At 64.3% G+C, this 26334-nt stretch carries 32 protein-coding genes; 20 read left to right on the top strand and 12 right to left on the bottom strand.

Annotation, left to right across the window (positions count from 1 at the left end; translation table 11 throughout):
- Positions 1-16 precede the first annotated feature (16 nt).
- Positions 17-2209, bottom strand: a complete 2193-nt coding sequence (gene glgP / locus BRA49_RS03550; RefSeq protein WP_292383748.1) for an alpha-glucan family phosphorylase — start codon at positions 2207-2209, stop codon at positions 17-19.
- Positions 2210-2263: 54 nt separating this feature from the next.
- Positions 2264-2476 carry a 2TM domain-containing protein gene (locus BRA49_RS03545; protein WP_292383516.1) on the bottom strand — a complete coding sequence of 71 codons (213 nt, stop codon included), beginning with the start codon at positions 2474-2476 and terminating at the stop codon, positions 2264-2266.
- Between the two features lie 220 nt (positions 2477-2696).
- Here BRA49_RS03545 and BRA49_RS03540 point away from each other — a divergent pair, with 220 nt between their 5' ends.
- From BRA49_RS03540 to BRA49_RS03530, 3 genes are all read left to right on the top strand, one after another.
- Positions 2697-3413 (top strand): ABC transporter ATP-binding protein, encoded by a 717-nt coding sequence (locus BRA49_RS03540; RefSeq protein ID WP_292383746.1) that lies wholly within the window; start codon positions 2697-2699, stop codon positions 3411-3413.
- Complete coding sequence (locus BRA49_RS03535) at positions 3400-4806, top strand: hypothetical protein (protein WP_292383514.1); 1407 nt, start codon at positions 3400-3402, stop codon at positions 4804-4806. The genes BRA49_RS03540 and BRA49_RS03535 overlap by 14 nt, the downstream gene beginning before the upstream one ends.
- A 144-nt stretch (positions 4807-4950) precedes the next feature.
- A complete protein-coding gene (locus BRA49_RS03530) occupies positions 4951-5178 on the top strand; it encodes a hypothetical protein (RefSeq protein ID WP_292383512.1) in 228 nt (75 codons plus the stop codon).
- Here BRA49_RS03530 and BRA49_RS03525 read toward each other — a convergent pair.
- The 5 genes from BRA49_RS03525 to BRA49_RS03505 all read right to left on the bottom strand — a co-directional run bounded on the left by BRA49_RS03525 (position 5168) and on the right by BRA49_RS03505 (position 7616).
- The gene (locus tag BRA49_RS03525; RefSeq protein WP_292383510.1) at positions 5168-5536 is read right to left on the bottom strand and encodes a YigZ family protein; all 369 of its coding nucleotides are present in this window, start codon (positions 5534-5536) and stop codon (positions 5168-5170) included. The genes BRA49_RS03530 and BRA49_RS03525 overlap by 11 nt on opposite strands.
- On the bottom strand, positions 5533-6042 hold the full coding sequence (locus BRA49_RS03520) for a dual specificity protein phosphatase family protein (protein ID WP_292383507.1): 510 nt from the start codon (positions 6040-6042) through the stop codon (positions 5533-5535). The genes BRA49_RS03525 and BRA49_RS03520 overlap by 4 nt, the downstream gene beginning before the upstream one ends.
- A gap of 7 nt (positions 6043-6049) precedes the next feature.
- A complete protein-coding gene (locus tag BRA49_RS03515) occupies positions 6050-6976 on the bottom strand; it encodes an ROK family protein (RefSeq protein WP_292383504.1) in 927 nt (308 codons plus the stop codon).
- 122 nt (positions 6977-7098) lie between these two features.
- Positions 7099-7338: a KTSC domain-containing protein gene (locus tag BRA49_RS03510; RefSeq protein ID WP_292383501.1), complete on the bottom strand. Its 240-nt coding sequence runs from the start codon at positions 7336-7338 to the stop codon at positions 7099-7101.
- A gap of 65 nt (positions 7339-7403) precedes the next feature.
- The gene (locus tag BRA49_RS03505) at positions 7404-7616 is read right to left on the bottom strand and encodes a KTSC domain-containing protein (protein ID WP_292383498.1); all 213 of its coding nucleotides are present in this window, start codon (positions 7614-7616) and stop codon (positions 7404-7406) included.
- A gap of 582 nt (positions 7617-8198) precedes the next feature.
- Here BRA49_RS03505 and BRA49_RS03500 point away from each other — a divergent pair.
- Positions 8199-8480: a DUF5661 family protein gene (locus BRA49_RS03500; RefSeq protein WP_292383495.1), complete on the top strand. Its 282-nt coding sequence runs from the start codon at positions 8199-8201 to the stop codon at positions 8478-8480.
- Between the two features lie 82 nt (positions 8481-8562).
- Complete coding sequence (locus tag BRA49_RS03495) at positions 8563-8772, top strand: hypothetical protein (RefSeq protein ID WP_292383492.1); 210 nt, start codon at positions 8563-8565, stop codon at positions 8770-8772.
- Positions 8773-8963: 191 nt separating this feature from the next.
- On the opposite strand, the gene BRA49_RS03490 is transcribed toward BRA49_RS03495, so the two are convergent.
- Together BRA49_RS03490 and BRA49_RS03485 are read right to left on the bottom strand one after the other, a co-directional pair.
- Positions 8964-9551, bottom strand: coding sequence for a GNAT family N-acetyltransferase (locus BRA49_RS03490; RefSeq protein WP_292383490.1), 588 nt, complete (start codon positions 9549-9551; stop codon positions 8964-8966).
- Positions 9548-10117: a GNAT family N-acetyltransferase gene (locus tag BRA49_RS03485; protein WP_292383487.1), complete on the bottom strand. Its 570-nt coding sequence runs from the start codon at positions 10115-10117 to the stop codon at positions 9548-9550. Before BRA49_RS03485 ends, BRA49_RS03490 begins: the two co-directional genes overlap by 4 nt.
- A 268-nt stretch (positions 10118-10385) precedes the next feature.
- On the opposite strand from BRA49_RS03485, the gene BRA49_RS03480 reads away from it, so the two are divergent.
- From BRA49_RS03480 to cgi121, 6 genes are all read left to right on the top strand, one after another.
- Positions 10386-11411 carry a type II glyceraldehyde-3-phosphate dehydrogenase gene (locus tag BRA49_RS03480; protein ID WP_292383484.1) on the top strand — a complete coding sequence of 342 codons (1026 nt, stop codon included), beginning with the start codon at positions 10386-10388 and terminating at the stop codon, positions 11409-11411.
- Between the two features lie 54 nt (positions 11412-11465).
- A complete protein-coding gene (locus BRA49_RS03475; RefSeq protein WP_292383481.1) occupies positions 11466-12413 on the top strand; it encodes a tyrosine--tRNA ligase in 948 nt (315 codons plus the stop codon).
- A gap of 7 nt (positions 12414-12420) precedes the next feature.
- Positions 12421-13197, top strand: coding sequence for a serine protein kinase RIO (locus BRA49_RS03470; protein ID WP_292383478.1), 777 nt, complete (start codon positions 12421-12423; stop codon positions 13195-13197).
- 24 nt (positions 13198-13221) lie between these two features.
- Positions 13222-13764 carry a KH domain-containing protein gene (locus BRA49_RS03465; protein ID WP_292383476.1) on the top strand — a complete coding sequence of 181 codons (543 nt, stop codon included), beginning with the start codon at positions 13222-13224 and terminating at the stop codon, positions 13762-13764.
- Positions 13765-13847: 83 nt separating this feature from the next.
- Positions 13848-15986 carry an ATP-dependent DNA helicase gene (locus tag BRA49_RS03460; RefSeq protein ID WP_292383473.1) on the top strand — a complete coding sequence of 713 codons (2139 nt, stop codon included), beginning with the start codon at positions 13848-13850 and terminating at the stop codon, positions 15984-15986.
- A gap of 8 nt (positions 15987-15994) precedes the next feature.
- A complete protein-coding gene (gene cgi121 / locus BRA49_RS03455) occupies positions 15995-16513 on the top strand; it encodes a KEOPS complex subunit Cgi121 (RefSeq protein ID WP_292383471.1) in 519 nt (172 codons plus the stop codon).
- Here cgi121 and BRA49_RS03450 read toward each other — a convergent pair.
- Positions 16504-17001 (bottom strand): MogA/MoaB family molybdenum cofactor biosynthesis protein, encoded by a 498-nt coding sequence (locus BRA49_RS03450; RefSeq protein ID WP_292383469.1) that lies wholly within the window; start codon positions 16999-17001, stop codon positions 16504-16506. The genes cgi121 and BRA49_RS03450 overlap by 10 nt on opposite strands.
- Before the next feature lie 472 nt (positions 17002-17473).
- Positions 17474-17785 carry a hypothetical protein gene (locus BRA49_RS03445; RefSeq protein ID WP_292383466.1) on the bottom strand — a complete coding sequence of 104 codons (312 nt, stop codon included), beginning with the start codon at positions 17783-17785 and terminating at the stop codon, positions 17474-17476.
- Between the two features lie 186 nt (positions 17786-17971).
- Between BRA49_RS03445 and BRA49_RS03440 the strand changes: the two genes are divergently transcribed.
- The 9 genes from BRA49_RS03440 to pdxT all read left to right on the top strand — a co-directional run bounded on the left by BRA49_RS03440 (position 17972) and on the right by pdxT (position 25694).
- Positions 17972-19255 (top strand): ORC1-type DNA replication protein, encoded by a 1284-nt coding sequence (locus BRA49_RS03440; RefSeq protein WP_292383463.1) that lies wholly within the window; start codon positions 17972-17974, stop codon positions 19253-19255.
- A 4-nt stretch (positions 19256-19259) separates the two neighbouring features.
- The gene (locus BRA49_RS03435) at positions 19260-19751 is read left to right on the top strand and encodes an Lrp/AsnC family transcriptional regulator (protein ID WP_292383460.1); all 492 of its coding nucleotides are present in this window, start codon (positions 19260-19262) and stop codon (positions 19749-19751) included.
- Between the two features lie 10 nt (positions 19752-19761).
- Positions 19762-20922, top strand: coding sequence for an aminotransferase class I/II-fold pyridoxal phosphate-dependent enzyme (locus BRA49_RS03430; protein WP_292383459.1), 1161 nt, complete (start codon positions 19762-19764; stop codon positions 20920-20922).
- Positions 20923-21596: 674 nt separating this feature from the next.
- On the top strand, positions 21597-22607 hold the full coding sequence (locus BRA49_RS03425) for an adenylosuccinate synthetase (protein ID WP_292383457.1): 1011 nt from the start codon (positions 21597-21599) through the stop codon (positions 22605-22607).
- Entirely contained in the window at positions 22604-22789 is a 186-nt protein-coding gene (locus BRA49_RS03420) for a methytransferase partner Trm112 (RefSeq protein ID WP_292383455.1), read from the top strand. The genes BRA49_RS03425 and BRA49_RS03420 overlap by 4 nt, the downstream gene beginning before the upstream one ends.
- 8 nt (positions 22790-22797) lie before the next feature.
- Positions 22798-23325 carry a DUF7524 family protein gene (locus BRA49_RS03415; protein WP_292383453.1) on the top strand — a complete coding sequence of 176 codons (528 nt, stop codon included), beginning with the start codon at positions 22798-22800 and terminating at the stop codon, positions 23323-23325.
- On the top strand, positions 23304-24224 hold the full coding sequence (gene cbiB, locus BRA49_RS03410) for an adenosylcobinamide-phosphate synthase CbiB (protein ID WP_292383451.1): 921 nt from the start codon (positions 23304-23306) through the stop codon (positions 24222-24224). The genes BRA49_RS03415 and cbiB overlap by 22 nt, the downstream gene beginning before the upstream one ends.
- 5 nt (positions 24225-24229) lie before the next feature.
- On the top strand, positions 24230-25126 hold the full coding sequence (gene pdxS, locus BRA49_RS03405; RefSeq protein WP_292383450.1) for a pyridoxal 5'-phosphate synthase lyase subunit PdxS: 897 nt from the start codon (positions 24230-24232) through the stop codon (positions 25124-25126).
- Positions 25116-25694 carry a pyridoxal 5'-phosphate synthase glutaminase subunit PdxT gene (gene pdxT, locus BRA49_RS03400; RefSeq protein ID WP_292383448.1) on the top strand — a complete coding sequence of 193 codons (579 nt, stop codon included), beginning with the start codon at positions 25116-25118 and terminating at the stop codon, positions 25692-25694. The genes pdxS and pdxT overlap by 11 nt, the downstream gene beginning before the upstream one ends.
- Before the next feature lie 10 nt (positions 25695-25704).
- Here pdxT and BRA49_RS03395 read toward each other — a convergent pair whose 3' ends face one another.
- On the bottom strand, positions 25705-26100 hold the full coding sequence (locus BRA49_RS03395; RefSeq protein ID WP_292383446.1) for an ArsR/SmtB family transcription factor: 396 nt from the start codon (positions 26098-26100) through the stop codon (positions 25705-25707).
- Positions 26101-26334: the final 234 nt, after the last annotated feature.

Here is a 26334-nt window from a genome sequence, read left to right as displayed (position 1 = left end):
AACCTGCGTAAATCGGTCAGCGGGGGGCGCAGGGCTCCTCGAGGCCTGCCATCTGCCGTGCCGGCCCGGCCGCATACGTGCAGACCGAGGGGTAGTAGTGCGTGACGTAGTCCTTGAGCATCCGGATGGAGGAGTACTGCGGGGCGATGCTCTTGATCGACTCCTTCATCATCCGGACCCACTTATGCGGGACGTCGTCCATCGTCCGCGAGTAGTAGAGCGGCGCGACCTCGTTCTCGATGAGGTCGTAAAGGATCTCCGCATCCGCCCGGTTGTTCCCGGGACCGCCGTGACCCTCAAACCCCCAGCCGTTTCTCCCGTTGTAACCCTCGACCCACCAGCCGTCGAGGACCGAGAGGTTCAGCACGCCGTTCATCCCCGCCTTCATGCCGCTCGTGCCGCTCGCCTCCATGAGCGGGATGGGGGTGTTCATCCAGACGTCGACGCCGTGGACCATGTAGCGCGCAAGCTGCTCCCCGTAATCCTCGACGAACGCAATCCGGCCCCCGAACCGGGGATCCTGGGAGTACTGATAGATCTTCTGCAGGATACGCTTGCCCCGCTCATCTCCCGGGTGGGCCTTCCCGGCGAAGATGAACTGCACCGGCCTCCAGCGATTGTTCACGATCCTATCAAGCCGGTCCAGGTCCTCGAAGATGAGGTCCGCCCGTTTGTACTCGGCGAACCGGCGGGCAAACCCGATCGTCAGCGCCGAGGTGTCGAGCATGAGCCCTTCGGCGGCAAGGTTCGCCGGCTCCTCCCGGTGACCGGACCACTTGAGGCGCTTCCGCTCCCGGATCCGGGCAAAGAGTTTCATCTTCAACCACTGGTGCTCGCGCCAGAGCTCTGCGTCCGTGACCTCGTCGACGACCTCCCAGATGGCCGGGTTGTCGTAATCCTCCCGCCAGTTCGGGTAGACCGAGTCCATGTACCGGTCAAAGAGTGCCTCGATCCGGTGGTTCAGCCACGAAGGCACGTGGACGCCGTTCGTGATGGCGTCGATCGGGATCTCCTCGAGGGGCAGATCGGGCCAGAGAGGCTGCCACATCTCCCGGGCGACCTCGCTGTGTTTCTGCGAGACGCCGTTATGGAACCGGCTCATCCGGAGGGCGAAGGCGGTCATGTTGAACCCGGCACCGGGGTTGTGCGGGTCCTCGCCGAGCGCCATGAACTCGTCCCAGGAGAGATTGAGCGACGGGCAGTAACCACGGAAGTACTTCGCCATCATCTCCTCGGGAAAGACGTCGTGAGCCGCCGGAACCGGGGTATGGGTGGTGAAGACCGAGGTGCCCCGGACCTGGTCGAGCGCATCTTCGGGCGGCATACCGGCAACAAGCCGTTCCCGGAGCCGCTCGAGGATGGCGAACGCCGAGTGGCCCTCGTTTAAGTGCACCGCCGAGTAGTTGATGCCGAGGGTCTGGAGGACCTTCCTCCCGCCGATACCGAGCACCACCTCCTGCCGGAGCCGGCACTCGAGTTCCTTCAAGTAGAGGCGGTGGGAGATGCTCCGGTTCTCGGGGAGGTTCTCATCGATATGGGTATCGAGGAGGTAGAGCGGGACGCGCCCCACCTGCACCTTCCAGACCGCGACATAGATGGCGGGCTCGATCAGGGGGACCTGCACCACAAGGTGCCGGCCGTTCTTGTCGAGCACCCGGAGGACCGGTGCGGCGTCGCGGTCGAGGATCTCAGCGACGTTCTTCTGCCACCCGTTCCCCTCGATGTGCTGGTGAAGGTAGCCCTCGGCGTACATGAACCCGACGGCGACCGTCGGGACGCCGAGGTCGCTCGACGCCTTGACGTGGTCGCCGGCAAGGATGCCGAGCCCCCCCGCGTAGAAGGGAAGCGAGTGATGGAGCCCGAACTCGCTTGAGAAGTAGGCGATCGTCAGCGGGATCCGGCCGGGGTAGTGCTGGGCAAACCAGCTCGTCATCGGCTCCATGTACTGCCGGAATCGGCGCATGATGATGTCGTAGCGGCGGAGATATTCCGGGTTTGCTGCCGCCCGCTCGAAGAACCGCGGCGGGGTGTCGAGAAGCATCCGGACCGGGTTGTGGCGGCTCATCTTCCACTCCGCCCGGTTCAGCAGTTTGAAGAGCACACTCGCCGAGGAGTGCCAGCTCCACCAGAGGTTGTAAGCGAGGTCGACCAGCCCGGAGATCCGCTCCGGGACATGAGCGAACCGGTCATAGGGTATCTCCGTCTTCATTGTGGCGAGCATTACCAGTCACACCAGATAAGTGCTTCTGTCGTGGGGTCAGATCTATCGCCGCTCTTCACGTTCCATGATCTCCCGGATCTTTCTCTCCTCCCACGCCCTGCCGAATATCCGGCCTTCAACGTAGACGCCGAATCCATGAAGCACCACGCCGATCCCCCAGAAAAATGTCACCCAGTAGAGTGCAAGATGTTCGTAGAATCCCCGGATCTCCTCAACCCTCCTCCTCGCACGGGCATACCGTTCCTGCTCGTCCATGGGTTCCGGTTGAGATCCCGGACTCTTAGACCTGCCTATGCAACGCGCCCGGAACCTTTTCGGTGCATGGGCTCCAGTCTGGGGAGCGGCGGCGAGTTCACGAGCTGTTTCGAAGGATGCTCTCACACATCGGCCGAGGAGAAAGAGAAGGTATTATACAAACCTGCTGCCGATCTTCCTTGACCAGAAACCCGGAGGAGCGTGGATTCGAGTGCGGCAGATGATCGAGGCCGACGGCCTCACGAAGAACTACGGCAGCGTCACCGCGGTGAACGGAGTATCGTTCACCGTCGCGGAAGGCGAACTCTTCGGCCTGCTCGGCCCGAACGGGTCGGGGAAGACGACGATGATCCGGATGCTGACCGGACAGATCCCGCCGACGTCCGGGTCGGCCCGGGTGATGGGGCTCGACCCGGCAGGCGACCCGATCGGGGTCCGGAGACTCGTCGGGATCATCCCCGAACAGGAGACGCCGCCGAGTTTCCTGACCGCGGAGGAGTACCTCCACTTCGTGGCCCGGATCCGGAACCTCGACCGGATCGAGGAGCGGTGCGACCGCTGGTTCGACCTGCTGGAGTTCCGCGAGAAACAGGACGTCCTCTGCAAGGACCTCTCGCGGGGCACCCGGCAGAAGCTGATGTTTGCACAGGCGTTCCTCCACGAGCCGCGGCTCGCCCTCATCGACGAGCCGCTGATCAACCTGGACCCCATCATGCAGCGGACGGTCAAGGACTTCCTTCAGGAGTATGTCCGTGACGGCGGGACCGTCTTCATCTCCACCCACATTCTCGAGATCGCCGCCGAGATCTGCGACCGGGTCGCGGTCCTGCACGATGGGAGACTCCTCTACTGCGGCCGGACCGGGGACCTTGCCGGGTCCGGCGAGAGCCTCGAGCGCTCCTTCCTCGACCTGGTGCGGGGCGATGCCGGTGCCTGACCTCTTCCTCGCGATGATGAAGGAGGAGTGGCGGATCCACTCGACGATCTTCGGGAGCGCCGGCTTTGCCTTCTTCCCGGTGGTGGTCGGATTCTTCGCCTTCGCGGGCTCGCTCGCGCTCCCGATCTTTTCGGATACGCTTCCCTATACCGCGATGGCCATCCTCGCGCTCGCCCTCTTCCTGCTCGCGGGCGTGATGGTGGGATCGTTCGGGACGATGGGGCGGGAGTTCATGAACCGCCGGTTCGGGCAGGCAAGCCTCGTCGCCTACGCCTCCCGGAGCCTCCCGGTCTCGGAACGCCGGATCTTCGCGACGTTCCTCGTCAAGGACACCGTCTACTACATCCTGCTCTACGTCCTCCCCTTCGCGGCGGGGTTCACGGCAGCGACCCCCTTCATCGCCCTCGACCCGGCTCTCGGCCTCCTTCTCTTCGTCTCCCTCGCGCTCGCCTTCCTCACCGGGCTCGCGATCATCTGCCTCCTCTCGACGCTCTACGCCCGCTCCGTCCGCCTCCTCGCGGGGGCGATCGCGGCCCTCGCGATAGCCGGGCTTGCGATCGTTATGGCCGGGACCGTCCCCGTCTTCCCCCCGTATGCCTTCCTCCTCGACCCGGGACCGGGCCCGCTCGCCGTCTCGCTCATCCTCATCCTGGTCCCGGCCGCCGCCTCGGTCCTCCTGGTCACCGTCGACTACCCGGACCGGACGAGACGGTTCAAAAACAGCCTCGACCCCCTCGCTGAGAGGCTCCGCGCCGTCGGGAGCGCCCACTTCATCGCGAAAGACGCCCTCGACCTCCTGCGGAGCGAGGGCGGGGCCGGGAAGGTGATCTTCTCGTTCCTCCTCCCCCTCGGCCTCGTCTGGGTCTGCCTCCGGATCCTGATCCGGTTCATCCCGGGCATCGACCCGCTCGTCGTCTTTGCGGTCCTGCTCGGTGTGCTCTCGGCCACCATCTACAACTGGACGACCGAGTTCGACTCCTTTACGGCTTACGCGGTCCTGCCGGTGGAGGTCTCGGAGGTGATCGACGGGAAACTCAAGAGCTACGCCCTCGCAAACTTCCTCCCGGCCGCGGTGCTCGTGCTTGCGGCGGCGACCACAGGGGGCGGCGCAGGGACCTTCCTCCCGGCCTTCGCCGCGTTCCTCTCGGTCTCCGCCTACACCCTCGCGGTGACGGTCTTCCTCTGCGGCCTCTCCCCGAACGTCATGCTCTATTCCGCCGGGGTCTTCCTCCGCTATATTCTCGCGATAAGCCCGGTGCTCCTCTGCCTGATCTTCGCGTCGCTGCTCGACCCCGCGTACGCCTTCGGGAGCCTCCTCCTTCTCCTGCCGGCAGCGCTCCTCATCACCCGCGGGCGGAGGAAGTGGCAGGCGTGGGAGATGCCGGGGTACTGACACGTTCACCCCTGCACGACGCGGCTTTTAGACCCCTGCGGGAGACCCGGGGGTGTATGCTGCGAAGGGCGGGCTACATCCAGAGGTGCAGGTGCGCCACGGTCGATGAGAGGGGAAGATCCTCTCCGATCGTCGAGGTTACGCTTGATAACCGGCGGTTCGGGGTCAGGGTATGGGAACTCCGGCAGGCGCTCGACGGCCTGCGCCCTGCCCGGGTGGAATCGCTTCGCCAGGACCGGGGTCCGGTCCTCGGCGGCGCTCACGGTTACGCTCTTAACCGGGGAACGCTACGCGGTGCCGACGACGGCGACCCGGGCGGTCCTTCCCGCCGGCGGCCCCACTACCCGGCAGCGGGCCTCCGTCACCGGGTGAGCCCCGCCTCACGGATCGCCGCCTCCCCGGCATCGCGAAACGCCCGTCCGACGTTTCCCGGACCGAGGAGCACCCCGCCGAAGATCCTCGATACGACCAGCAGATGGCTCTCAAGACCGTATCTTCCGAGCAGGTCGAGGAGCACCCTTCCCGGCCGGCCGACCTCGCCGTCGTTCTTGAACTCCGTCACGGAGCCGCACCGGAGGGCGGCGCAGTGGTGAGCGGCCTTCCGGTAGGCCTCACGGTGCCCGGCAAGGACCGGCGCGAGATCCTCCGGCCCCGCGATCCGGTAGAGGTGGGCGTGGAACCGGGACCGCCGGACCTCGAGCGTTGCCGCGCCGAGCGGCTCTGCGGTCACGCGGCCACCCGCTTCATCGTGTACTCGTCCCAGTGCGCCGCAAGAAACCCCCGCATTCCCCGGCCGGGCTGATACGGCGGGTATATCCGGCGGTAGACCGCCTCAGCGGCGGCGAGGCTCTCCGTCGGCAGGGCGTCGGTGTAGGCCGCGAGGTAGAGGAGCCCGATCGACGCCGACCGGGAGACCCCGAAACCGCAGTGGACCAGCACCGGCCGGCCGGCCGCAAGACATCGGTCGATGAAGGAGAGGGCAGCGTCGATCGCCTCCTTCGGGACGTCGGCGGGGTCCCTCGCGTCGACCAGGTTCAGCATCAGCCGGTTCCCCCGCCGGGCGACCAGGTGTTCGGGGTGGTCCGGCGGGACCGTGCCGAGGGGCGAGTAGGTGACAGCCAGGCAGTGGTAGGGGCTCTGACAGGCATGCACCACGCACCAGGTCTCGTGGGTCTCCACCGCGACCTCGTAGTCCTCCTGCGTCCCGATATAGAGGTTTTGGTAGATCTCGATCATGCTTCCCTCACCGCACCTCCAGCGCGTACGCCCCAGCCCCGAGGAGCGGCGCCTGTCCGGCGAGATTGGAGACGACGATCCGGGGGAGGGCGAGGTAGCGGTCGATATAGGGTTCCATATACCGGATCACGATATCCCCGTAGTAGCGGGCGAGCGGCCCGTCGAGCACGACGACCTCGGGATTGTAGGCGACGATGACCGTCGAGACTCCCCGGGCGTTCATCTCCCCGAGCGCCTCCATGAAGGCGAGGGCGACCGGGTCCTCCTCCCGCGCCGCCGCAAAGATCGCCCGGGTCGAGGAGGCGTCGAAGGCGACGTCCCGGACGTCCGCCTCCGCCCGCCAGGCCGCAAAGAACGCAGGGATGTTCTTTGCCGAGGCGCAGGCCTCCCAGTGACCCTTATAGCCGCACCCGCAGGTGAGATTGTAGCGGGCATCGACGGGAATGTGCCCGATCTCCCCGGCGTTCCCGTCCATCCCGAGGAGGAGACGACCGTTCACCACCGCACCGCCGCCGATGCCGGTGGAGAGGGTGATGTAGACGACGTTATCGGAGCCGCGGGCGGCGCCCGCCCACCGCTCGCCGAGGACGCCGGCCCGGGCGTCGTTGATCAGGGCGACCGGGAGATCGAACCGCTCGGCAAGCGGGCCGGTGATCTCCACGACCGGGAAGACGATGTTCGGGGAGTTCGTGACCCATCCGCGGCCGAGGTCCAGGGGGCCGGCCGCCGCGACGCCGATCGCCGTGACTTCCCTCCCCTCCGGCAAGGCGAGGAGGGCCTCTATCCGGGCGACGATCGCGGCGGTGATCACCTCCCCGGAGGACCCCGCGGTCGGCGTTGGAACGGTGGAATGGGACAGTACGGTCGCGTCGGAGCCTACCAGGGCCGCGCGGAGGTTGGTCGCGCCGAGGTCAACGGCAATCACGGTCGTCATCAGGTCGCACCTCTTGCTCTCCTCGAATTACGCGGACTGCGGGCATAAATCTACGCCTGCCGGTTCGAGCGTCAGGCGAGTCCCGGGACAGACGGGAGGTTCTTGCATGAGCGCATTCCCGGCTAGACGTCCTCCCCCACCGCCATGCAGGGATACTTCTCCCGCGGGTACCTGCCCTGGATCGACTCGCGGAGGAACTGCTCGCGGGACGGGGCCGCAAGAAGGCCTTCGTGAACCTCTTTTGAGATCCCGGCGTAGCGGTAGGCGTTCCCGCTCTCGCAGATGACGAGGAGCGCCTTTGTGGTCGGGTCGTAGCCGACGGATCTGATGCCGCCGGCACCCCCGGTTGAGTTCTGAGACATGCGGCCGGGTGTGGCGGGCAGGGATGATAGCGGTTGCGGCGGGGTGCCGCCGGGGGCCGGACCGATCACCGGACCTTCTCGTAGGGGTAGCGCAGCCTGATGAAGTCCCCGAAGTACCGGCCCTTCGACCGGGCGGTGAGCAGTCCCTCGTAGACGGAGGCCGGCACCCCGACGTAGTGGTAGACGCCACCGCTGTGAAACTCGACCTCCAGGATCTCGTCTTCTTCGTCGTAGCCGATGGACTTGATATTGGTGGACTCAACGGCCTGGCGTTGCATGGGCGGGGGTAGGGAAGTCGTGGGGGATAAGAGTTGTGGGCGATGATCGTCCGCGATCACGGGGGAACCCGTTGTCCGGAGGTCTTGCACAGACCCCAGAAGACGGGCACCAGGTCGGCCAAGCGGAGACTGCGGCCGAGAGCGCCGGTTTAAGACCGATACCAACCACGTCGTCAGCAAGAGAATCGTTTACGCGGCAGAAGGCACGAAGCGAGGGATTGCTCTCAAAGACCTCACGGGCATCCTCCTGCGGACCACGGTTAGACATGGCCAGCCCGAACGACATCACAGGTGGGCGTTCCACCAGCTGTATACGAGCCAGCAGTGCAGTGCCTGCGGGTTCCCCCGGCAACCGCCCGGGTCAGGCAGCGTTCTGCTGCCTCGCGTGCGGGCATACCGAGAACGCCGCTCTGAATGCAGCCGGGAATATTGCTGCCGGGGCCGCTGTCAACCGGCCTATTGCGGTCGCTATCTCCTCTCAGCGTACTCCCCCTGCCAGAAGAAGGACGTTTCGACCTGCCCGCACCGGAACGTCGACAGGCTCATAACCTCTAAACACCACCCCTCCTTCGAGGATACGGTATGGCACGCAAAGAAGTGACCCGGGACGAAGCAAAAGCGATGGGCGATCACCTCGGCATCACCTGGAAAGAGTTCGACGTCGAACAGTTCCGGCGCGGCATGGTCGTGGAGCTCGAGCACGGTCTCCGCGACCCGGTGACGAACGTCACCGACGACGACCTCTTCACGACGGCAAAGATTGCGCTTGCGCACCTGAACGAGTTCCCGGACTACTACGACCGACTCGAGGCGATGGAGGAAGAGGCCGAGGCCTACTGGGCGGAACAACAGGCGCAGGGCTGAGGCGGCTACCGTCGCCACGGGCCCGGCGGGACCGGGAGGGAGGCGCGGCAACTATTTTGCCCGACCATTGCAACCATAAGGTATGGAACGGCGCTCGCAGACAGAGTGGATCAAGGTACGGCAGCGGCGGGTCGTCGACGAGGTGGAATACTACGCCGATCGGCTCTACGAGAGCCAGCACGCCGCGAGTTCCTACGCCCGGCAGTTGCAGCACCGGGGAAATGACGTCCTCGTCCTTCCGACCGCCCACGAGGGCGGGCACCGGGGCTACGCCGTCTTCGTCAGGAAGTAGGTTCCTGGCGCCGCACGGGTAGCCGCCCGGCTCGCTGTCCGGTGGAGGTCAAATGAAGCACGGGCGGACGCCTTCGGCGGGGGCGATAACAGAGTGGGGGGAAAACCCCATCCACACTCCCCGTTACTCCGTCGGTCGGAGGTGTGATAAATTCCCGGTACGATTGGGGTTGAAGGGTTGAACCGGCCGGTTCAACCCACCCGGCACTCCCGGATCGCCGGGGCCGTGCATCGCTCCCGCCATTCGTCGTGGAGGATCCCCCTGACGTCGAGGTCCTCGAAGATGCCCCACTTCCGGCCATGCTCCCGGAGGTGCGCCTCATACACCATCCCGCACTTCTCCATCACCCGGCCTGAGGCCGGGTTGCGGGAGAGGTGCAGGGCATAGACCCGGTGCAGCTCGAGGACGGAGAACCCATACTCGATCACCGCCCGGGCCGCCTCGGTGGCATACCCCCGGCCCTGGTATGGCCTTCCCACCCAGTAGCCGAGTTCGGCCCGCCCGTGGCGGCGATCGATCTCCACGAGGCCGGCCGCGCCCACGAGAGTCCCGTCATCGGGGCGGGTGACGGCGTAGACGACGTGCATCCCCTTCTCAAACCCGGGCCGGTGAGTGGCAATCCACGCCTCCGCCGCTCCGTCAGGGTAGGGGTAAGGGATACTGAGAGTGGAGGACGCGATCGCGTAGTCGCCGGCGAGCCGCTGCACCTCCGCGGCGTCGGCGAGGGTGAACGGCCGCAGGAGCAGGCGGCCGGTTGCGAGGACGGGTTGTCCGATCATGCGGACGGTCCCGGCGGCGACAGGGGGCGGAAGGCGGGCTCCCGGAGGATTCCCCAGAGATCGACATCCTCGTAAATACCCCATTTTCGGACGTGTCCCCGGAAACGACCTTCGTGAAGCATCCCGCACTTCTCCATCACCCGGCCTGAGGCCGGGTTGCGGGAGAAGTGGATGGCGTGGATCCGGTGCAGCCCGAGGGCGGAGAACCCGTACGCGATCACCGCCCGGACCGCCTCGGTGGCGTACCCCCGGCCCCAGCAGGATCGCGCGACCCAGAACCCGAGCTCCCCACGGGCGTGCTCCGTCTCGATCCGGAGGCGGACGCCGCCGATGAGGCTGCCTTCCCCCGCGAGCGTGACGGCGAAGGCCGCGGCGTCGCCGCGCTCGATACCCTCGCGGAGGGAGGCGATCCAGATCTCGGCGAGGCCGTCCGGGTACGGGTAGGGAAGGAGGGTTGCCGCGGCCACAGCATAATCTCCGCAGAGCCGCTGCACCGTATGAGCGTCTGCAAGGTCGAACGGCCGCAGGAGCAGGCGGCCGGTTGCGAGGATTGGCTGTCGTTCCATGAATATGCTCAATAGCACCACCGGATATAAATTCTCTCGCGCTGTCCGGCCTCGCAGGAGAGAGCGGGAGGAAGGCCCCGGGAAAAGCCGCCCCCTCCCTGTACGAAACCGTTCCGGCTTATACCTTGAGATCCGATCTGACAGGTTTTTAGGGTCCATTCGCAATTACACGCAATTAGAATAGCCACTTTATGATAAGGGTGCGTGATATCAGTTATATTCGCAAACCAGCAACCTTTATTAATTTTTGTTCTGTATTCCATCATACATGATCAAAGTCGCGATCAACGGGTACGGCACCATCGGCAAACGAGTCGCCGATGCGGTCGCCGCACAGCCCGACATGGAAGTCGTAGGGGTCTCAAAAACGAGCGTCTCGGCAGAGGCGTACATCGCGAAAGAGCGCGGATACCCCCTCTACATCGCGGACCTCGCAAAGAAGTCTGCATTTGAGAAAGCCGGGCTTGAGGTCGCCGGCGACGTCGAGGCAATGCTCAAGGCCGCCGACATCGTCGTGGACGCCACCCCCGGCGGCGTCGGGGAGAAGAACAAACCGCTCTATGAGCGCCTCGGCAAAAAGGCAATCTGGCAGGGCGGCGAGGGGCACGAAGTCGCCGGGTTCTCCTTCAACGCCCACGCGAACTACAACGAGGCCGCAGGAAAGCAGTTTGCCCGGGTCGTCTCGTGCAACAGCACCGGGCTCGTCCGGATCATCCACGCCCTGGACCAGGCCTTCGGCGTCGAGCGGGTCCGGGCGGTGATGGTCCGGCGCGGAGCAGACCCGAGCGACGTGAAGCGGGGACCGATCGACGCCATCGTCCTCAACCCGGTCACGATCCCGAGCCACCACGGCCCCGACGTCAAGACCGTCCTCCCGCACATCAACATCGTCACCCTCGCGATGATCGTCCCGACGACCTTCATGCACATGCACTCGATCCAGATGGAGTTAAAGAAGGAGACCACCCGCGACGCGGTCCTGAAGGTCTTTGAGGGGCACAACCGCATCGGCCTCGTTCGCAAGGCCACCGGGATCAAGAGCAACGCCGAGCTCCGGGAGTATACCCAGGACCTCGGCCGGCCGAGGACGGATCTCTGGGAGAACGGTGTCTTTGAGGATTCGGTCTCGATCCTCGACGGGAAGGAGTTCTACTGCTTCCAGGCCATCCACCAGGAGGCCGACGTCATCCCCGAGAACATCGACTGCATCCGCGCCCTGATGGGGACGGTGAAGGACCCTGAGGAATCCATCCGGATGACCAACGAAGCGCTCGGTCTCGTCGCCATCGGGTGAACGGAGAGCGGGGGAGGAAGAAGCATTAACTCCCCGGCAAACCCACTCTTTTCAATGGATCCGTACGAACTGGTGACGCGAAATACCGTAGAGGTCGTCACCGACGAGGAACTGCGTGCGCTCATCGACCGTCCGGTCAGGCGGGTCTACACCGGCTACGAGCCGAGCGGGGAGATCCACCTCGGCCACATGGTGACGGTGAACAAGCTGATGGACCTGCAGCAGGCGGGGTTTGAGGTGACCGTGCTCATCGCGGACCTCCATGCGTTCTTAAACCGCAAAGGCACGATGGAAGAGATCCGGGAGACTGCCGAGTACAACCAGCGCTGCTTCGAGGGGCTCGGCCTGGTCGGCGCAAACTACGTCCTCGGCTCGGATGTGCAGCTCACGCCGGAGTACGAGCTCGCCGTCCTCACACTCTCCCAGGCGATCACCCTCAACCGGGCGAAGAGGAGCATGGACGAGGTCGGGCGGCAGATGGACAACCCGACGGTCTCGCAGATGGTCTATCCGATCATGCAGATGGTCGATATCATGACCCTCAACGTGGACGCCGCCGTCGGCGGGATCGATCAGCGAAAGATTCACATGCTCGCGCGGGAACACCTCCCCGCAATCGGGTATCCGGCGCCGGTCTGCATCCACACGCCGATCATCAACGGCCTCGACGGGAAGAAGATGTCGTCATCGGCAGGCAACGTCATATCGGTCGCCGACTCCGAAGAGGATATCAACCAGAAGATGAAGAAGGCTTTCTGCCCGCCCGAGGTCGAGAATAACCCGGTGCTCCAGATCCTGCAGTACCACGTCTTCCCCCGGGCCGGGACGGTCGTCATCCGGCGACCCGCGAAGTTCGGCGGGGACCGGGAGTTCGCCGCCTACGAGGACCTCGAGCGGGCCTACGCCGCGGGCGAGATCCATCCCCTGGACCTGAAGAACGCGGCCGCCGCCCACCTCATCGATATCCTCGCCCCCGTACACGACTACGTCTGCAGCAGGTGATCCGGCCGTGGGCCGCGAAGAAGAGTATAAACAGTTCGATCGCGAGATCGAGGCGATGGGCGTCAGGCTCAAGGACGCCAATACGGTGAAGGTACGGGACGATGTCTTTGACGAGGTCACCCTCATGGCCCTCTACAAGCTCGTCCACAAGAAGCTGCTCACGGCGATCGGCGGCCCGATCAGCACCGGGAAAGAGGCGAACGTCTTCTACGGCGAGCGCGACGGTCAGGGGCTCGCCATCAAGATCTACCGGATCCAGACGGCGAACTTCAAGGCGATGAACGAGTACCTGGCAGGGGACCGCCGGTTCTCGAGCGTCCGGGGGACACGCAAGGCCCTCATCTTCGCCTGGACGAAGAAGGAGTACAGCAACCTCGCCCGGGCGCACGAGGCGCAGATCCCGGTCCCCGAACCGCTCGCGTTCGACCGGAACATCCTCCTGATGGGGTTCCTGGGCCAGGACGAGGTACCCTACCCGCAGCTCCGGAACGCCGCGGTCGAGGATTACGGGGCGGTATACCGCGATATTCTCGATTACATCAAGCGGCTCTACCAGGAAGCGCGCCTGGTCCATGCCGATCTCTCCGAATACAATATCCTCTACCACGAGAAACCATACCTGATCGATATGGGACAGGCGGTCACCCTGGATCACCCGCGGGCATCCGCGTTCCTGGTCCGGGACATAAAGAACCTCAACAGATATTTCTCCCACCACTGTGATGTGCCCGAGGAGCAGGAGATCGTCAGAGCGATCGTCGGGACCGGACGCCGGGAGATCTGAAGACCGGGGAGAAGGAATGTAATCATGACCACACAGGAGATGAAAGTTTCAACAGCCAGGATCGGTGTACTCATCGGCAAGAGCGGTTCCACAAAGCGAGATATCGAGGAGAAGACCGGGATAACGCTCCTGATCGACAGCGAGGAGGGACTGGTGACGATCGAGGGGGAGGACCCCGTCGCCGTCATCACGGCGCAGAACGTTGTCCAGGCGATCAACCGCGGGTTCTCGCCGGAACGTGCGTTCCGGCTCCTCGATGACGAGGACATGATGCTTGATATCATCAACCTCTCCGACCTCGCAGATACGACCCGGCAGCTCGAGCGGCTCCGGGGCCGGATCATCGGGAAGGCAGGGACATCACGCGGCCAGATCGAGGATCTGACCAGCACGGAGATATCGGTCCACGGGAAGACCGTCGCGATCATCGGCCTCCCGGACCAGGTCGATACCGCGAGGAAAGCGGTGGAGATGCTGGTCCAGGGCGTGCCCCACGAACACGTCTACGGGTTCCTCGACCGGAAGAAGAAGGAAGCCAAGCAGTCAATGCTGGAGTACTACTCGTGATCCGGCGGGGGCACACCGCCCCCCGTCCACGACTATGACGATACACATACAATGCGGTTTGCAGTGGAAATGAAGGGGTGTACATGGAGATAGCCGGTCTGCCGATCCCGCCGGATCTCGCGGCCGGCTACGCCCGGTCCGGGATCACGGAGCTCTACCCGCCGCAGGCGGCCTGCGTCGAAGCAGGGCTTTTCGCGGGGAAGAATCTTCTCATCGCCATCCCGACCGCGAGCGGCAAGACCCTGGTCGCCGAGATGGCGATGCACCACCAGGTGAAGCGGGGGGGTAAGTGCCTCTACATCGTCCCCCTGCGGGCGCTCGCGAGCGAGAAGTTCGAGGAGTTCTCGGGGAAGGGGCTCCGCGTCGGTATCGCCACCGGCGACTTCGACCGGCGGGACGACTACCTGGGGAGGAACGATATCATCGTCGCGACGAGCGAGAAGGTCGACTCGCTCCTCCGGAACCGGACGCCGTGGCTTTCGGAGATCAGCCTCCTCGTCCTCGACGAGGTTCACCTGATCGACGACCCCTCGAGGGGGGCGACGCTCGAGATGGTGATCGCGAAGCTCCGCCACAAGAACCCGGAGATCCAGATCATCGCCCTCTCGGCGACCATTGGGAACCCACGGGACCTCGCCGGGTGGCTCGACGCCGAACTCGTCGAGAGCGACTGGCGGCCGGTCGACCTCCGGGAGGGCGTCTTTTTCCAGGACGGCATCCGGTTTGCCGACCGCGACCGCGAGGTCGAGCGCCGGAGCAAGTACGAGGATCTGGACCTCGTCCTCGACACGGTCGCGGAAGGGGGACAGTGCCTGGTCTTTGTCAGCTCACGGAAGAACGCCGAGGCGTTCGCAAAACGCGCGGCATCCGGGCTGAAGATCGCAAACCCGGTCCTCGCCGGCTACGCCGATAAGCTCCGGTCGAACGCCGCGACCGGCATGGGCAGGACCCTTGCCGCCTGCGTCGCGCAGGGCGCGGCGTTCCACCACGCGGGGCTCGCGCGGGAGGAGCGGCGGATCGTCGAAGCGGGGTTCCGCGAAGGGCACATCAAGGCGATCGCCTCGACCCCGACCCTCGCGGCGGGCTTGAACCTCCCCGCCCGGCGGGTGATCGTCCGCGACTACCTCCGGTTCAGCGCCGGTGAGGGGATGCTCCCGATCCCGGTCAGGGAGTACCGGCAGATGGCCGGGCGGGCCGGGCGGCCGCATCTCGACCCTTACGGCGAGGCGGTCCTGATCGCGAAGTCCGAGGAGATGGTCGACGAGCTCTTCGCCTGCTACATCGAGGCGGCGGCAGAAGATGTCCGGAGTCGGTGCGCGGACGAGGCGGTCCTCTGCACCCACATCCTCTCCCTCATCGCGACGGGGTTCGCCCGCGAGACGGGCGAGGTGCTCGGGTTCATGGACGGGACGTTCTATGCCCACCAGGGCGAGAGCCCGTTCGCGCTCAAGCGCGCGGTCCAGCGGGCGCTTGAGTTCCTCCGCGAAGCCGAGATGATCACCGAGGTGGGGGAGTGGCTTGAGCCCACCGAGTACGGGTCACTCGTCTCGCGGCTCTACATCGATCCCCGGAGCGCCGAGGTGATCGTGAAGGCGATGATCGGCCAGAAAGAGTATACGGACATCGGGCTCCTCCACCTCCTCTGCTCGACGCCCGATATGCCGACACTCTTCGTGCGGCGGGACGACATGTACCTCCTCGACCGGTTCCTCGCCGACCACCGAAACGACCTCTGGATGGAGATCCCCTGGGACGCCGGCGAGGGGTTCGACCGGAGCCTCAAGACCGCGCTCCTCCTCGCCGACTGGGCCGATGAGCTCGGGGAGGACGTTATCTGCGAGCGCTACAACGTCGGGCCGGGGGACGTCTACGGTATGGTGGAGAGCGTCGCCTGGCTGGTCCACGCGAGCCGGCACCTCGCCGGTCTCTTCGCGCCGCACCTCGCGGGCCCTATCGAGGAGATGGAGCTCCGGGCCAAGCACGGCATCAAGAAGGAACTCCTGCCCCTCATCAGGCTCCGCGGGATCGGCCGGGTCCGGGCGCGCCGGCTCTTCGACAACAACCTCGGGTCGATCGAGGCGCTCCTCGCGGCCGGGCCGGAGAAGGTCGGAAAGATCCTCGGGCAGGGGATCGCCGCACAGATATTCGAGCAGCTCGAGGGGAAGCGGGACGAGATCGGGGAGGTCAGCCAGGAGCAGTCGACCCTCTCCCGGTTCGGGTGAACGGTACAATGAGAGAAGCAGCGTGCGATATCTACCAGGCGGTCTTCGCAGTCGATGAGAATGTCGATTTCCTGAAAAAGGTCCGCAAGATCGCCGATGAGTGCAGGACCCACATCATCCTCTTTGACGCCGACCGCCTTGCAGGGCGCGCCCATGTTGAGGCGGCGCTCCGGCACGCCCGACGGTCATGGGCCGGCGGCGAGGCGATCGCAAACTCGATCGAGATGGAGGCGCTCCTCTACGCCGCGGGGACCCGGCAGTGCCAGGTGGCCGCGTCCTTCGGGATCCATCCGGGAGAGAATCGTTCATATATCGCCGTCTGTCCCCCGGTGCCGGGCGTCCGGGACCGGCTTGCCGGTCTCGTGGCGTTCGTCGACGGGGATTGGGGGGAGGCGATCGATCCTGCGAAGCGGGCGCGCCTCGCGGACCTCTTCGAGATCACGCCCGAAGAGATTGCAGTCGTCGGCGAGGACCGATTCCGCGACCTGGTCCTCGAGCGGGTGGCGCTCCTCGACGTCTACCGCTGACCCGCCCCGGCGTGGGTCAGGATGTGCCGGATCTCGGGGATGATAATCTCCCGTGCGGCAAGCGTGACTGCCTTTGTGGAGCCGGGGATGCAGAAGACCGCCCGGCCGGCGATGACGCCGGCGATCGCCCGCGAAAGGATAGCGGAGGTCCCGATCTCCTCGTAACTTTTGAGGCGGAAGAGCTCCCCGAACCCGTCGATCGTCTTCTCCAGCAGCGGCGCGACCGCCTCGATCGTCACGTCGTCGGGGGTGAGCCCGGTGCCCCCGGTGACGATGACGCAGGTTGCACGCGAAACAGCTGTATGGACCTCGGACCGGATCCGCTCGAGATCATCGGGGATGACGGCATAGTGGGTCACCTCGATACCGGCGGCTGAGAGGAGGTCGATGAGTGTCTTCCCACTGGTATCGGTCCCGGGTCTCCGGCTCGAGGAGACGGTGATGACGGCACCGGTCACAACGAGGGGTTTAAAATGGTTGCTCTCCATAAAATCTGCCAGTACCCTTGTACCGTGCATTCGACTTCTTTGTATCCCCACGTTGCAAATTCGATCCCCGACCCCTTTGTTTCGACTGGAACTATGAGGGGGCAGGGGAGAGAACAGCAGAAGAGGAAGGGAACAGGAAGGAGAACGACCCGGACCCCGGCCGATCGAACCAGGTTCATTGGAAATGATTGACAGGGATCCGGAGCGATGACAGGCTTTGTTCTTTCCGGCTGCCCGACGGGGATCGGGGTGCGAGACCGGGGTCCCCCAGGATCACTGATCGTAAACCGGGAAGGTGATGACCCTGATTTCTTCCTGGTTCGGTGCACCTGTCCCGGTTCCTCCTTTCTTCTCCGGGTTTCTTCCTGGTTCGGTGCACCTGTCCCGGTTCCTCCTTTCTTCTCCGGGTTTCTTCCGGGTTCATCGCGTTTCTTTTGTTTCCGCTCTCCTTCTCGGTTTTACTATTTTCCTCTTAGTCTCCCCTTGTTTTCCTGTATCCATCCTTTTTCCTCTCTCTGTCTCCTTGTTTCTCTTCGGTTTTTGTTTTTCTCTCTTTCTTCTCTCGTTCCGCTCTTTCTTCCCTTGTTCCTCTCTTGTTACGATAAAACTTTATATCTTGAGTTGCAGAGGTACACATGACTATCATCATCACTTTGATGAAATGATACCACCGTATCATCATCACGTTCCAGTCGAAATAAAGGGGTGGGGGTGATCCCCTCTTCCCTCTGCGCACATTCACCAGAAGGTTCTTCCCGATCCCATCTCCATCCCCCAGGTTCACCCGGAGGGTTCATTCTCCTCCCGTTCTCTCCTCCTCCCAGTCGACCAGATCCCTCTCGTACCCCACCAGGCGACAACCATATCTTCGTTCCACTGGAAACGAAGGGGTTATCTGTCTCGAAAGCGATCAGTTTAAGGGTCCTTGGCACGAAAATTTTCTGTCCGGGCAACCCCCTCCGGTGACATCATGTCGGACGATAAAACCAATCCAATGGGACTATTCAAGAAATACCTTACCAATAGGCGTATATTCAAGAACAGGGAAGTGCTGCGCCACAGCTATCGTCCCCAGATTCTTCCTCACCGGAAACCGCAGATCGACGAACTCGCTTCCATCCTTGCGCCCGCCCTCACGAACGAGACCCCGTCAAACATTCTCATCTACGGCAAGACCGGGACCGGGAAGACAGCCTCGGTTCGGTATGTTGGAACGGAACTTGAGAACGCAAGCGCCCTTGCCGGGACAAAGTGCAGGATCGTCCACCTCAACTGCGAGGTGATCGATACCCAGTACCGGGTCCTCGCCCAGATCGCGAACTGCCTCGACGACGCCGACCAGCACCCGAGCGACAGCACGAGGAACCACATCCCGATGACCGGGTGGCCGACCGACCAGGTCTACATGGAGCTCAAGAACCAGCTCGAGAGCAGCGGCGGGGTCATGGTCATCATCCTCGACGAGATCGATAAACTCGTCAAGAAGAGCGGCGACGACACCCTCTACAACCTCACCCGGATCAACTCCGACCTGAAGTTCGCCAAGGTCAGCATCATCGGGATCTCAAACGACCTCCGGTTCACCGACTTCCTGGACCCCCGGGTCCTCTCCTCGCTCTCCGAAGAGGAGATCGTCTTCCCCCCCTACAACGCCCCGCAGCTCTGCGATATCCTCCAGCAGAGGGCCGAGATGGCGTTTGTCGAAGGGGCACTCACCGAGACGGTCATCCCGCTATGTGCGGCGCTTGCGGCACAGGAGCACGGCGATGCCCGGCGAGCGCTCGACCTCCTCCGGGTCTCGGGCGAACTCGCGGACCGTGAGAACGCTACGGGCGTGGGCGAGAAGCATGTCCGGATGGCCCAGGAGAAGATCGAGACCGACAGCATGGTGGAGTGCATCTCCACTCTCCCGACGCAGAGCAAGGCGGTCCTCTACGCGATGCTGATCCTCGAGCAGATGGGCAAACGGATCTTCACGAGCGGGGAGGTCACGGTGGTCTACCGGGAGATTGCCCGGATCATCGACCTCGACGTCCTGACGCACCGCCGGATCACGGACCTCATCTCCGAACTCAACATGCTCGGCGTCATCAACACCCGGGTCGTCTCGCGGGGCCGCTACGGCCGGACGAAGGAGATGTGGTTCGACGCGACGACGAGCAAGATCGAGGAGGTCGTGACGCGCGACCCGAGGCTCGACGATGAGAGGCTGAAGCAACTCGACACCAATCGCTTAAAAGCAATGTTCAGGTGAAACTATGGACGAGAAGGACCGTATCCTCCTCCATCTCCTGGAGGAGAACTGCCGCACCCCGGAAAAAGAACTCGCGGTGCTGGCCGAGATGAGCGAGCAGGATGTACACAACCGGATAGGCCGGCTGGAAGCGACCGGCGCCATCCGCCGCTACGGGGCGGTCGTCGACTGGGAGCAGGCCGGCAACGGCAACGTCGCTGCGGTGATCGAGCTCAAAGTCTCGCCCGAGCGGGACTTCGGCTATGACCGGATAGCAGAGCGGATCGCCCGGTTCCCGCAGGTCCGGTCGCTCCGGCTGATGACCGGGGCCTACGACCTCCAGCTCCTGGTGGCCGGGCCGAGCATGCACGAGATCGCCCGGTTCGTCTCCGAGCAGATCGCTCCGATGGACCGGATACGGGAGACGGCGACGCATATCATCATGAAGACCTACAAGGAGAACGGCACCACCTTCGCCGAGCGCGAGGGTGTCGAGCGTCTCCCCTACTCGTTCTGAGGTGAGGAGCGTGAGAGATTTCGTCTCGGCACGGGCCCGTGCCATACCCCCTTCGGGTATCCGGAAGTTCTTCGATATCGCCCAGACCATGGAGGACGTCATATCCCTGGGTGTCGGCGAACCGGATTTCGTGACCCCCTGGTGCGTCTGCGAAGCGTCTATCTACTCCATCGAGCAGGGATCGACCGCCTACACCTCGAACAAGGGGACGCCCCAGCTCCGGGGCGCCATCAGCCGCTACCTCGATACCCGGTTTCGCACCCGCTACGATGCCGAAGACGAGATCATCGTCACCTGCGGCGTCTCGGAAGCCGCCGATATCGCCATCCGGGCCGTCACGGACCCGGGCGACGAGGTGCTGGTCGCCGAGCCCTGCTACGTCTCCTACACGCCCTGCGTCTCGCTTGCCGGCGGCGTCCCGGTCCCCGTCCGCTGCCGCGCGGATGACGAGTTCCGGCTGACGGCCGATGCGCTCGCGGAGTCCATCACCCGAAAGACAAAGGCCCTGATTGCAAACTTCCCGAACAACCCCACCGGCGGGGTGATGCAGGAGGCGGACTGGCGCGCTATCGCCGATCTCCTGGTCGACCACGACCTCCTCCTCATCAGCGACGAGGTCTACGGCGAGCTCACCTACGACGGCGACCACTTCTCGCCGGCGAGGCTCCCGGAGCTCCGCGAGCGGACGATCACCCTCAATGGGTTCTCCAAGGCCTTCGCCATGACCGGGTGGCGGATCGGCTACCTCTGCGCACCGCCCGAGATCACCGCGGCGGCCTTGAAGATCCACCAGTACGTCGCGCTCTGCGCCCCGGTCATGGGGCAGATCGCGGCCTACGAGGCGCTCCGGATCGGGGAAGCCGAGAAGGACGCCATGGTCCGGGAGTACCGGCTCCGGCGGAACCTCTTCGTCGACGGATTGAACAAACTCGGTCTTGCCTGCCACCTCCCGAAGGGCGCGTTCTACGCCTTCCCGTCGGTGGAGAGCACCGGCATGACCGATACCGAGTTTGCAGAGTCCCTCCTCCGCGAGCAGCACGTGGCGGTCGTCCCCGGGAGCGTCCTCGGGCCGTCCGGTGCGGGGCACGTGCGGTGCGCCTACGCGGTTTCGCGGGACGATCTCAAGGAGGCGATCTCCCGTATAGGGGCCTTCCTGGACTCGGTCAAATAAAAGAATCTCTCCAGACATCCCCGAAAATCAGATCAAAACTTTTTTTAACCGGTTCTTCTGCATAAGCGGTCTACAGTTCTGTGTCCGACGGGAGAATGACGGACGGAGAACCCCTTTATTTCCACTGGAGATGTGGATTTATTCAGGGTTTCCGGGTGCCCCGGGATCCGATCACACCCCTACCGGCATACGCATCCCGTCCCCTGAACCCCGGGCAGATCCGCGGGTTCGCATCCGCGCTCCGGGGAAAAGATCCGGCTACAGATCAGTACGTCGTATCCGGGGAAAACTCGATGCAATGGCCGGGAATGTACAGGAGATGAAGTTTCCAGTGGAAATGAAGGGGTTCGGATCCCGACGGTAACCGGACCGGGGACGATCTGCGGCCACGAAAATTAATATACAATGGCTTCTCACTTCCGGGCACCCGGGATATGCGCGTTTCGCGACGCAACGCCGGAGACGCCTCTCCAGCACCCGCGCATGCCGGGATCCCGTCCGGCCGCAGAAGGTGCTTTTCATTGCCCCGTATCGTGATCCCGTCTTCCTGAGTTCCCCTGCGGTCAGTCCGGAACCCCATGGAGCCCGATTGCCGGGAGAGGGGTTGCCTCCCCTCCCGGTATCACATTGTAACGTTTATCATCAAGTATCGCTCCATCCTACATGATAGAACAATGAGTTGTACTATTATCGTCGGCGGATTCTTTGGTGACGAAGGGAAGGGAAAGATCGTGGCCCACATCGCTCACCAGGACAGACCATCCATCATCTCCCGGGGCGGCGTTGGTCCGAACGCGGGACACACCGTCTGTATCGGGGAGAAAGAGTATGGTGTCAGGATGGTCCCCTCGGGATTCGTCTACCCGGAGTCGGCCCTCATGATCGGGAGCGGCGTGCTCGTCGATCCCCGGGTCTTCCTGCACGAGGTCGACCTGCTCGGTGTCCGGGACAGGACCTTTGTCGATGGGCGGTGCGGTGTCATCGAAGAAGAGCATATCGCCCGGGACAGGGCAAGCCGGCACCTCAGGGAGAAGATCGGGAGCACCGGGACCGGGTGCGGTCCGGCAAATTCAGACCGCGTCCTCCGGACGTCCCGGCAGGCAAAAGACGTCCCGGAACTTGCGGACTTCATCACCGATGTAGCACAGGACGTCAACAGCGCCCTGGATAAGGGTGAGACGGTCCTCCTCGAGGGGACCCAGGGTTTCGGGATCTCGCTCTACTTCGGGACCTATCCGTTCGTGACCAGCAAGGATACCTCCGCCTCGCAGATCGCCGCGGACAACGGCGTCGGCCCGACCCGGATTGACGATGTCATCGTCGTCTTCAAGGCCTACCCGACCCGGGTCGGGGAAGGCCCGTTCTCCACCGAGATGACGATGGAGCGGTCGCACGAGCTCGGTATCGAGGAGTTCGGCACCGTCACCCACCGCCAGCGCCGTATCGGCACCTGGGACGGGAAGATGGCCCGCTATTCGGCGATGATCAACGGCTGCACCCAGGCGGCGATCACCGGGATTGACCGGATCGACCCGGCCTGCTTCGGCGCGACGGACTACGGCCAGTTGAGCAAGAAGGCGAAGGACTTCATCGCGCAGGCCGAGAAGGATATCGGCAAACCCGTCACCCTGATCTCGACCGGTCCCGAGATGTCCCAGATCATCGATCTCCGGGGGGATTTATGAGAAAAAGCCTCATGGAGATCCTCTGCTGCCCCGTCTGCAAGGGCGACCTCGTCCTCACGGTGACGGAGGAGAGCGACGATGAGGTGTTGGAGGGTACTCTCCGGTGCGCGGCATGCTGCGTCGACTACCCCATCAGCGAAGGCATCCCGAACCTCCTCCCGCGGACCGCCTGCGAGGACTGACCCGGCCGATGTCGGAGATTCATCTCAACCGCCGGGGGATCAACGCCATCGAGGTCCCGCAAGAGGTTGAGGCGGCGGCAGGGAGCGATCTTGTTCTCAGGATCGTCAACCATGGCTCGCCGCTCCATATCACCCTCGCCTCCTCCAACTCCTCGCCCTTCACCGGCTTCTTCCACGAGAACCTCTACGTGGGCGAGAGCGAGGAGTTCCGCATCCCGATCCGGGAGGACGCCTACCCGGGGATCTTCACCGTGGAGGTCATTGCGGGATACGGCGCGAGAAAAGCGCAGTTCCGGGTCGTCGTCAGGGAGCGCAAAGCCCCGGAGCCCGGACCGGCGGAACCGGCCTCCGCCGGCATGGCGGTCCCGGCACTACCGCTCCCGCCGCTGCCCCCCGTCGCCGTCCTCGCCCCCGTCGCCGCTGCCCTGGTCCTCTACGCGCTCTGGCTCGTATTCCGGGTCGATCTCGTAAACGCCGCTGCGTTTGCGGCGCTGCTCATCGGGGTTCTCCTTGCATGGTTGCGGCAGCGGTCGTAGTCGCCGCGTCGCTGCTGGTGGATCGCCTGGTCGGGGACCCGCACTCCCGGTATCACCCGGTGGCGGTCCTCGGCCGGTTCATCGGGTGGTGGGGGGTCCCGTCCCGCTACCCGGCCGGCATCCAGCGGTCGATCGGGGTCGTGGGAACCCTCGCGACCGTGGCCCTCTTTGCCGCTCCTTTTGCGCTCGCAGAGTTCGCGGCCCCCTGGTACCTCTACCTCCTCCTCGCGCCCTTCCTCCTCAAGGCCTGCCTGGCCTGGCGGGCGCTCGAGGAACATGCCGCCGCCGTGGTCCGGGCGCTTGAGACCGGCAGCATCGACGCGGGCCGCTCGACGGTCGGGATGATGGTGAGCCGGGATACCGCGCATCTCGAGGGCGAGCACGTCCTCTCGGCCGCCTACGAGTCGATGACTGAGAACCTGGTGGACAGCATCATATCGCCGCTCTTCTACTTCGGGCTCTTCGGCCTCGCCGGGGCCGCCGTCTTCCGGGCGGTCAACACGATGGACGCGATGCTCGGCTACCGGGACGAACGGCTCCGGATCGGGTGGTTCCCGGCACGCGTCGACGACGTCCTGAACTTTATTCCGGCCCGGATCACCGGTCTTATCCTCCTCACCTACTTTGCGGCGAAGGGCCGGTTCGCCCCGGCCTACGCCGCGCTTCGCCGGGATAGCAGGAAGCGCCCCGGGTTCAACGGCGGGATCCCGATGGCCGTCATCGCCGGCGGCGTCGGGGTGCGTCTCGAGAAGCCCGGCGTCTACACTATCGGGGCCCCGGGGCGGACGCTTGCGGAGGGGGGCGCCGATATCGTCGCTGCAGTCCGGGCGGCGACGGTCATCTTCGCCCTCGCCGAGATCGCCGCACTATTTTTATTGGGGTCCATGAACTATACATAGAAGTAATGAAACTCGAGGAACTGAGATTTGGCACCGAGCTGATCAAGCGCGGCTTTGCGTCGATGCAGAAGGGCGGCGTCATCATGGACGTGGTCAACGCAGAGCAGGCCGAGCTCGCCGAAGAGGCCGGTGCCGTCGCTGTCATGGCGCTTGAGAGAGTCCCTGCCGATATCAGAGCGGCCGGGGGCGTGGCCCGCATGGCCGACCCGCAGAAGATCGTCGAGATCATCGACGCGGTCTCCATCCCGGTGATGGGGAAGGCCCGGATCGGCCACTTCGTCGAGGCGCAGATCCTGGAAGCCCTCGGCGTGGATATGGTCGACGAGAGCGAGGTGCTGACCCCGGCCGACGAGCAGTTCCATATCGATAAGACCCGGTTTTCCGTCCCGTTCGTCTGCGGCGCCCGGAACCTCGGCGAGGCGCTGCGCCGTATCGACGAGGGCGCGGCGATGATCCGGACGAAGGGCGAGGCCGGGACCGGCAACGTCGTGGAGGCGGTCCGTCACATGCGGGCGATCATGGGCGGGATCCGGGCTCTCTCGGGGATGGACAACCAGGAGCTCGTCGACCGGGCGCGCGATATCGAGGCGCCGGCAGCACTCGTCATCGAGTGCGCACAGCGTGGCCGCCTCCCGGTGGTGAACTTCTCCGCCGGCGGGATCGCGACGCCCGCCGACGCGGCCCTGATGATGCAGCTCGGGGCCGACGGCGTCTTTGTCGGGTCGGGGATCTTCAAGTCATCGAACCCCGAGGCGACCGCCCGGGCGATCGTGGAGGCAGTAAACCACTACGATGACCCGAAGATCGTCGCCGAGGTGAGCAAGGGTCTCGGCGAGGCGATGAAGGGCCTGGATGTCCACATGCTCCGGGAAGACGAGGTGTTGCAGACCCGTGGGCGTTAAGATCGGCGTTCTCGCGCTCCAGGGCGACGTCGCCGAGCATATTACGGCGTTCCGTGAGGCGCTCGCAGACCGGCCGGGTTCAACGGTCGTCCCCGTCCGGCACGCGGCGGACCTCGGGGACCTCGACGCCCTCGCGATACCGGGCGGCGAGTCCACCACCATCTCCCGGCTGATCGGGAAAAACGGGCTTTATGAGCCGCTTGCCGGGTTCGAGGGCGGGATATTTGCGACCTGCGCCGGGATGGTCCTCGTGGCTGACCGGGTGGACGATCCACGGGTGCGGACCCTGGGTCTCATCCCGATGCATGTAGCGAGGAACGCCTTCGGGCGGCAGGTCGACTCCCGTGAAACGTCTCTCAACATCGCGGGCCTTGCCGACCCTTTCCGCGCGGTCTTCATCCGGGCCCCGGTGGCGACGGAGATCGGGAGCGGCGTCGAGGTGCTCGCCCGCATACCGGAGGGGATCGTCGTCGTCCGGCACGGCCGGCACATGGCGTTCGCCTTCCACCCGGAGCTTGGCGGAGATCTCCGCCTGCACCGGACCTTCTTAGAGGGTCTCGGCATATAGGATCCGGGATTCACCTGTTTTTTCGACTCCCGGCGTCGCCTATCACCTGTCTTGTCCAGGCGGTGCCATCGGCGGTCAGCCGGTAGATGATCCAGTTTCCCTGCGCCTCGCCGGCGATCAGTCCCATCTTCTTCAGGACGGAGAGGTGGTAGGAGAGCTTCGAGTCCGCTATCCCGAGCACCGCCTTGATGACACAGACACAGAGCGGCTGCACCGCGAGCATGGCGAGGATCTTGAGGCGGAGGGGGTCGGCGAGTGCGCGAAAAAGAGCACTCTCTCTTTTCAGGAGATCGTCTCCCGGCAACTGCCCCGTCAGCCCTGCGATGCCCCCGCACCGGCAGAGCGACTCCTCGACGTCAGGAGGGAGGGGCAGGGATGCATCCTGGTATTTTTTGTCTTCTGCCATCGGGACATCACACTCGATATTTCAAAAGAATCTGAAATGAAAACATCTATAACCTTTCGCTGCTCTCACACGGCGTACGAACTAACCGTTCAACAGCAGAGGAGAAAAAAGCATGGGCACTATGAGCATCGGTTCCATCGGCGGCAGCAGGGTCGTACGGAGCATCCTGACCGTGGGGGAGAAGGCCGGAGCGGGTCATCATCAGCGATGCGCACCCGTTGGCGCTCGCCGGGG

It is taken from the genome of Methanoculleus sp. UBA430 (assembly GCF_002506585.1).
Lineage (GTDB): Archaea > Halobacteriota > Methanomicrobia > Methanomicrobiales > Methanoculleaceae > Methanoculleus.
The sequence above is the reverse complement of the archived record's forward strand: the minus strand, read 5'-3'. Positions and strand labels throughout refer to the sequence as shown.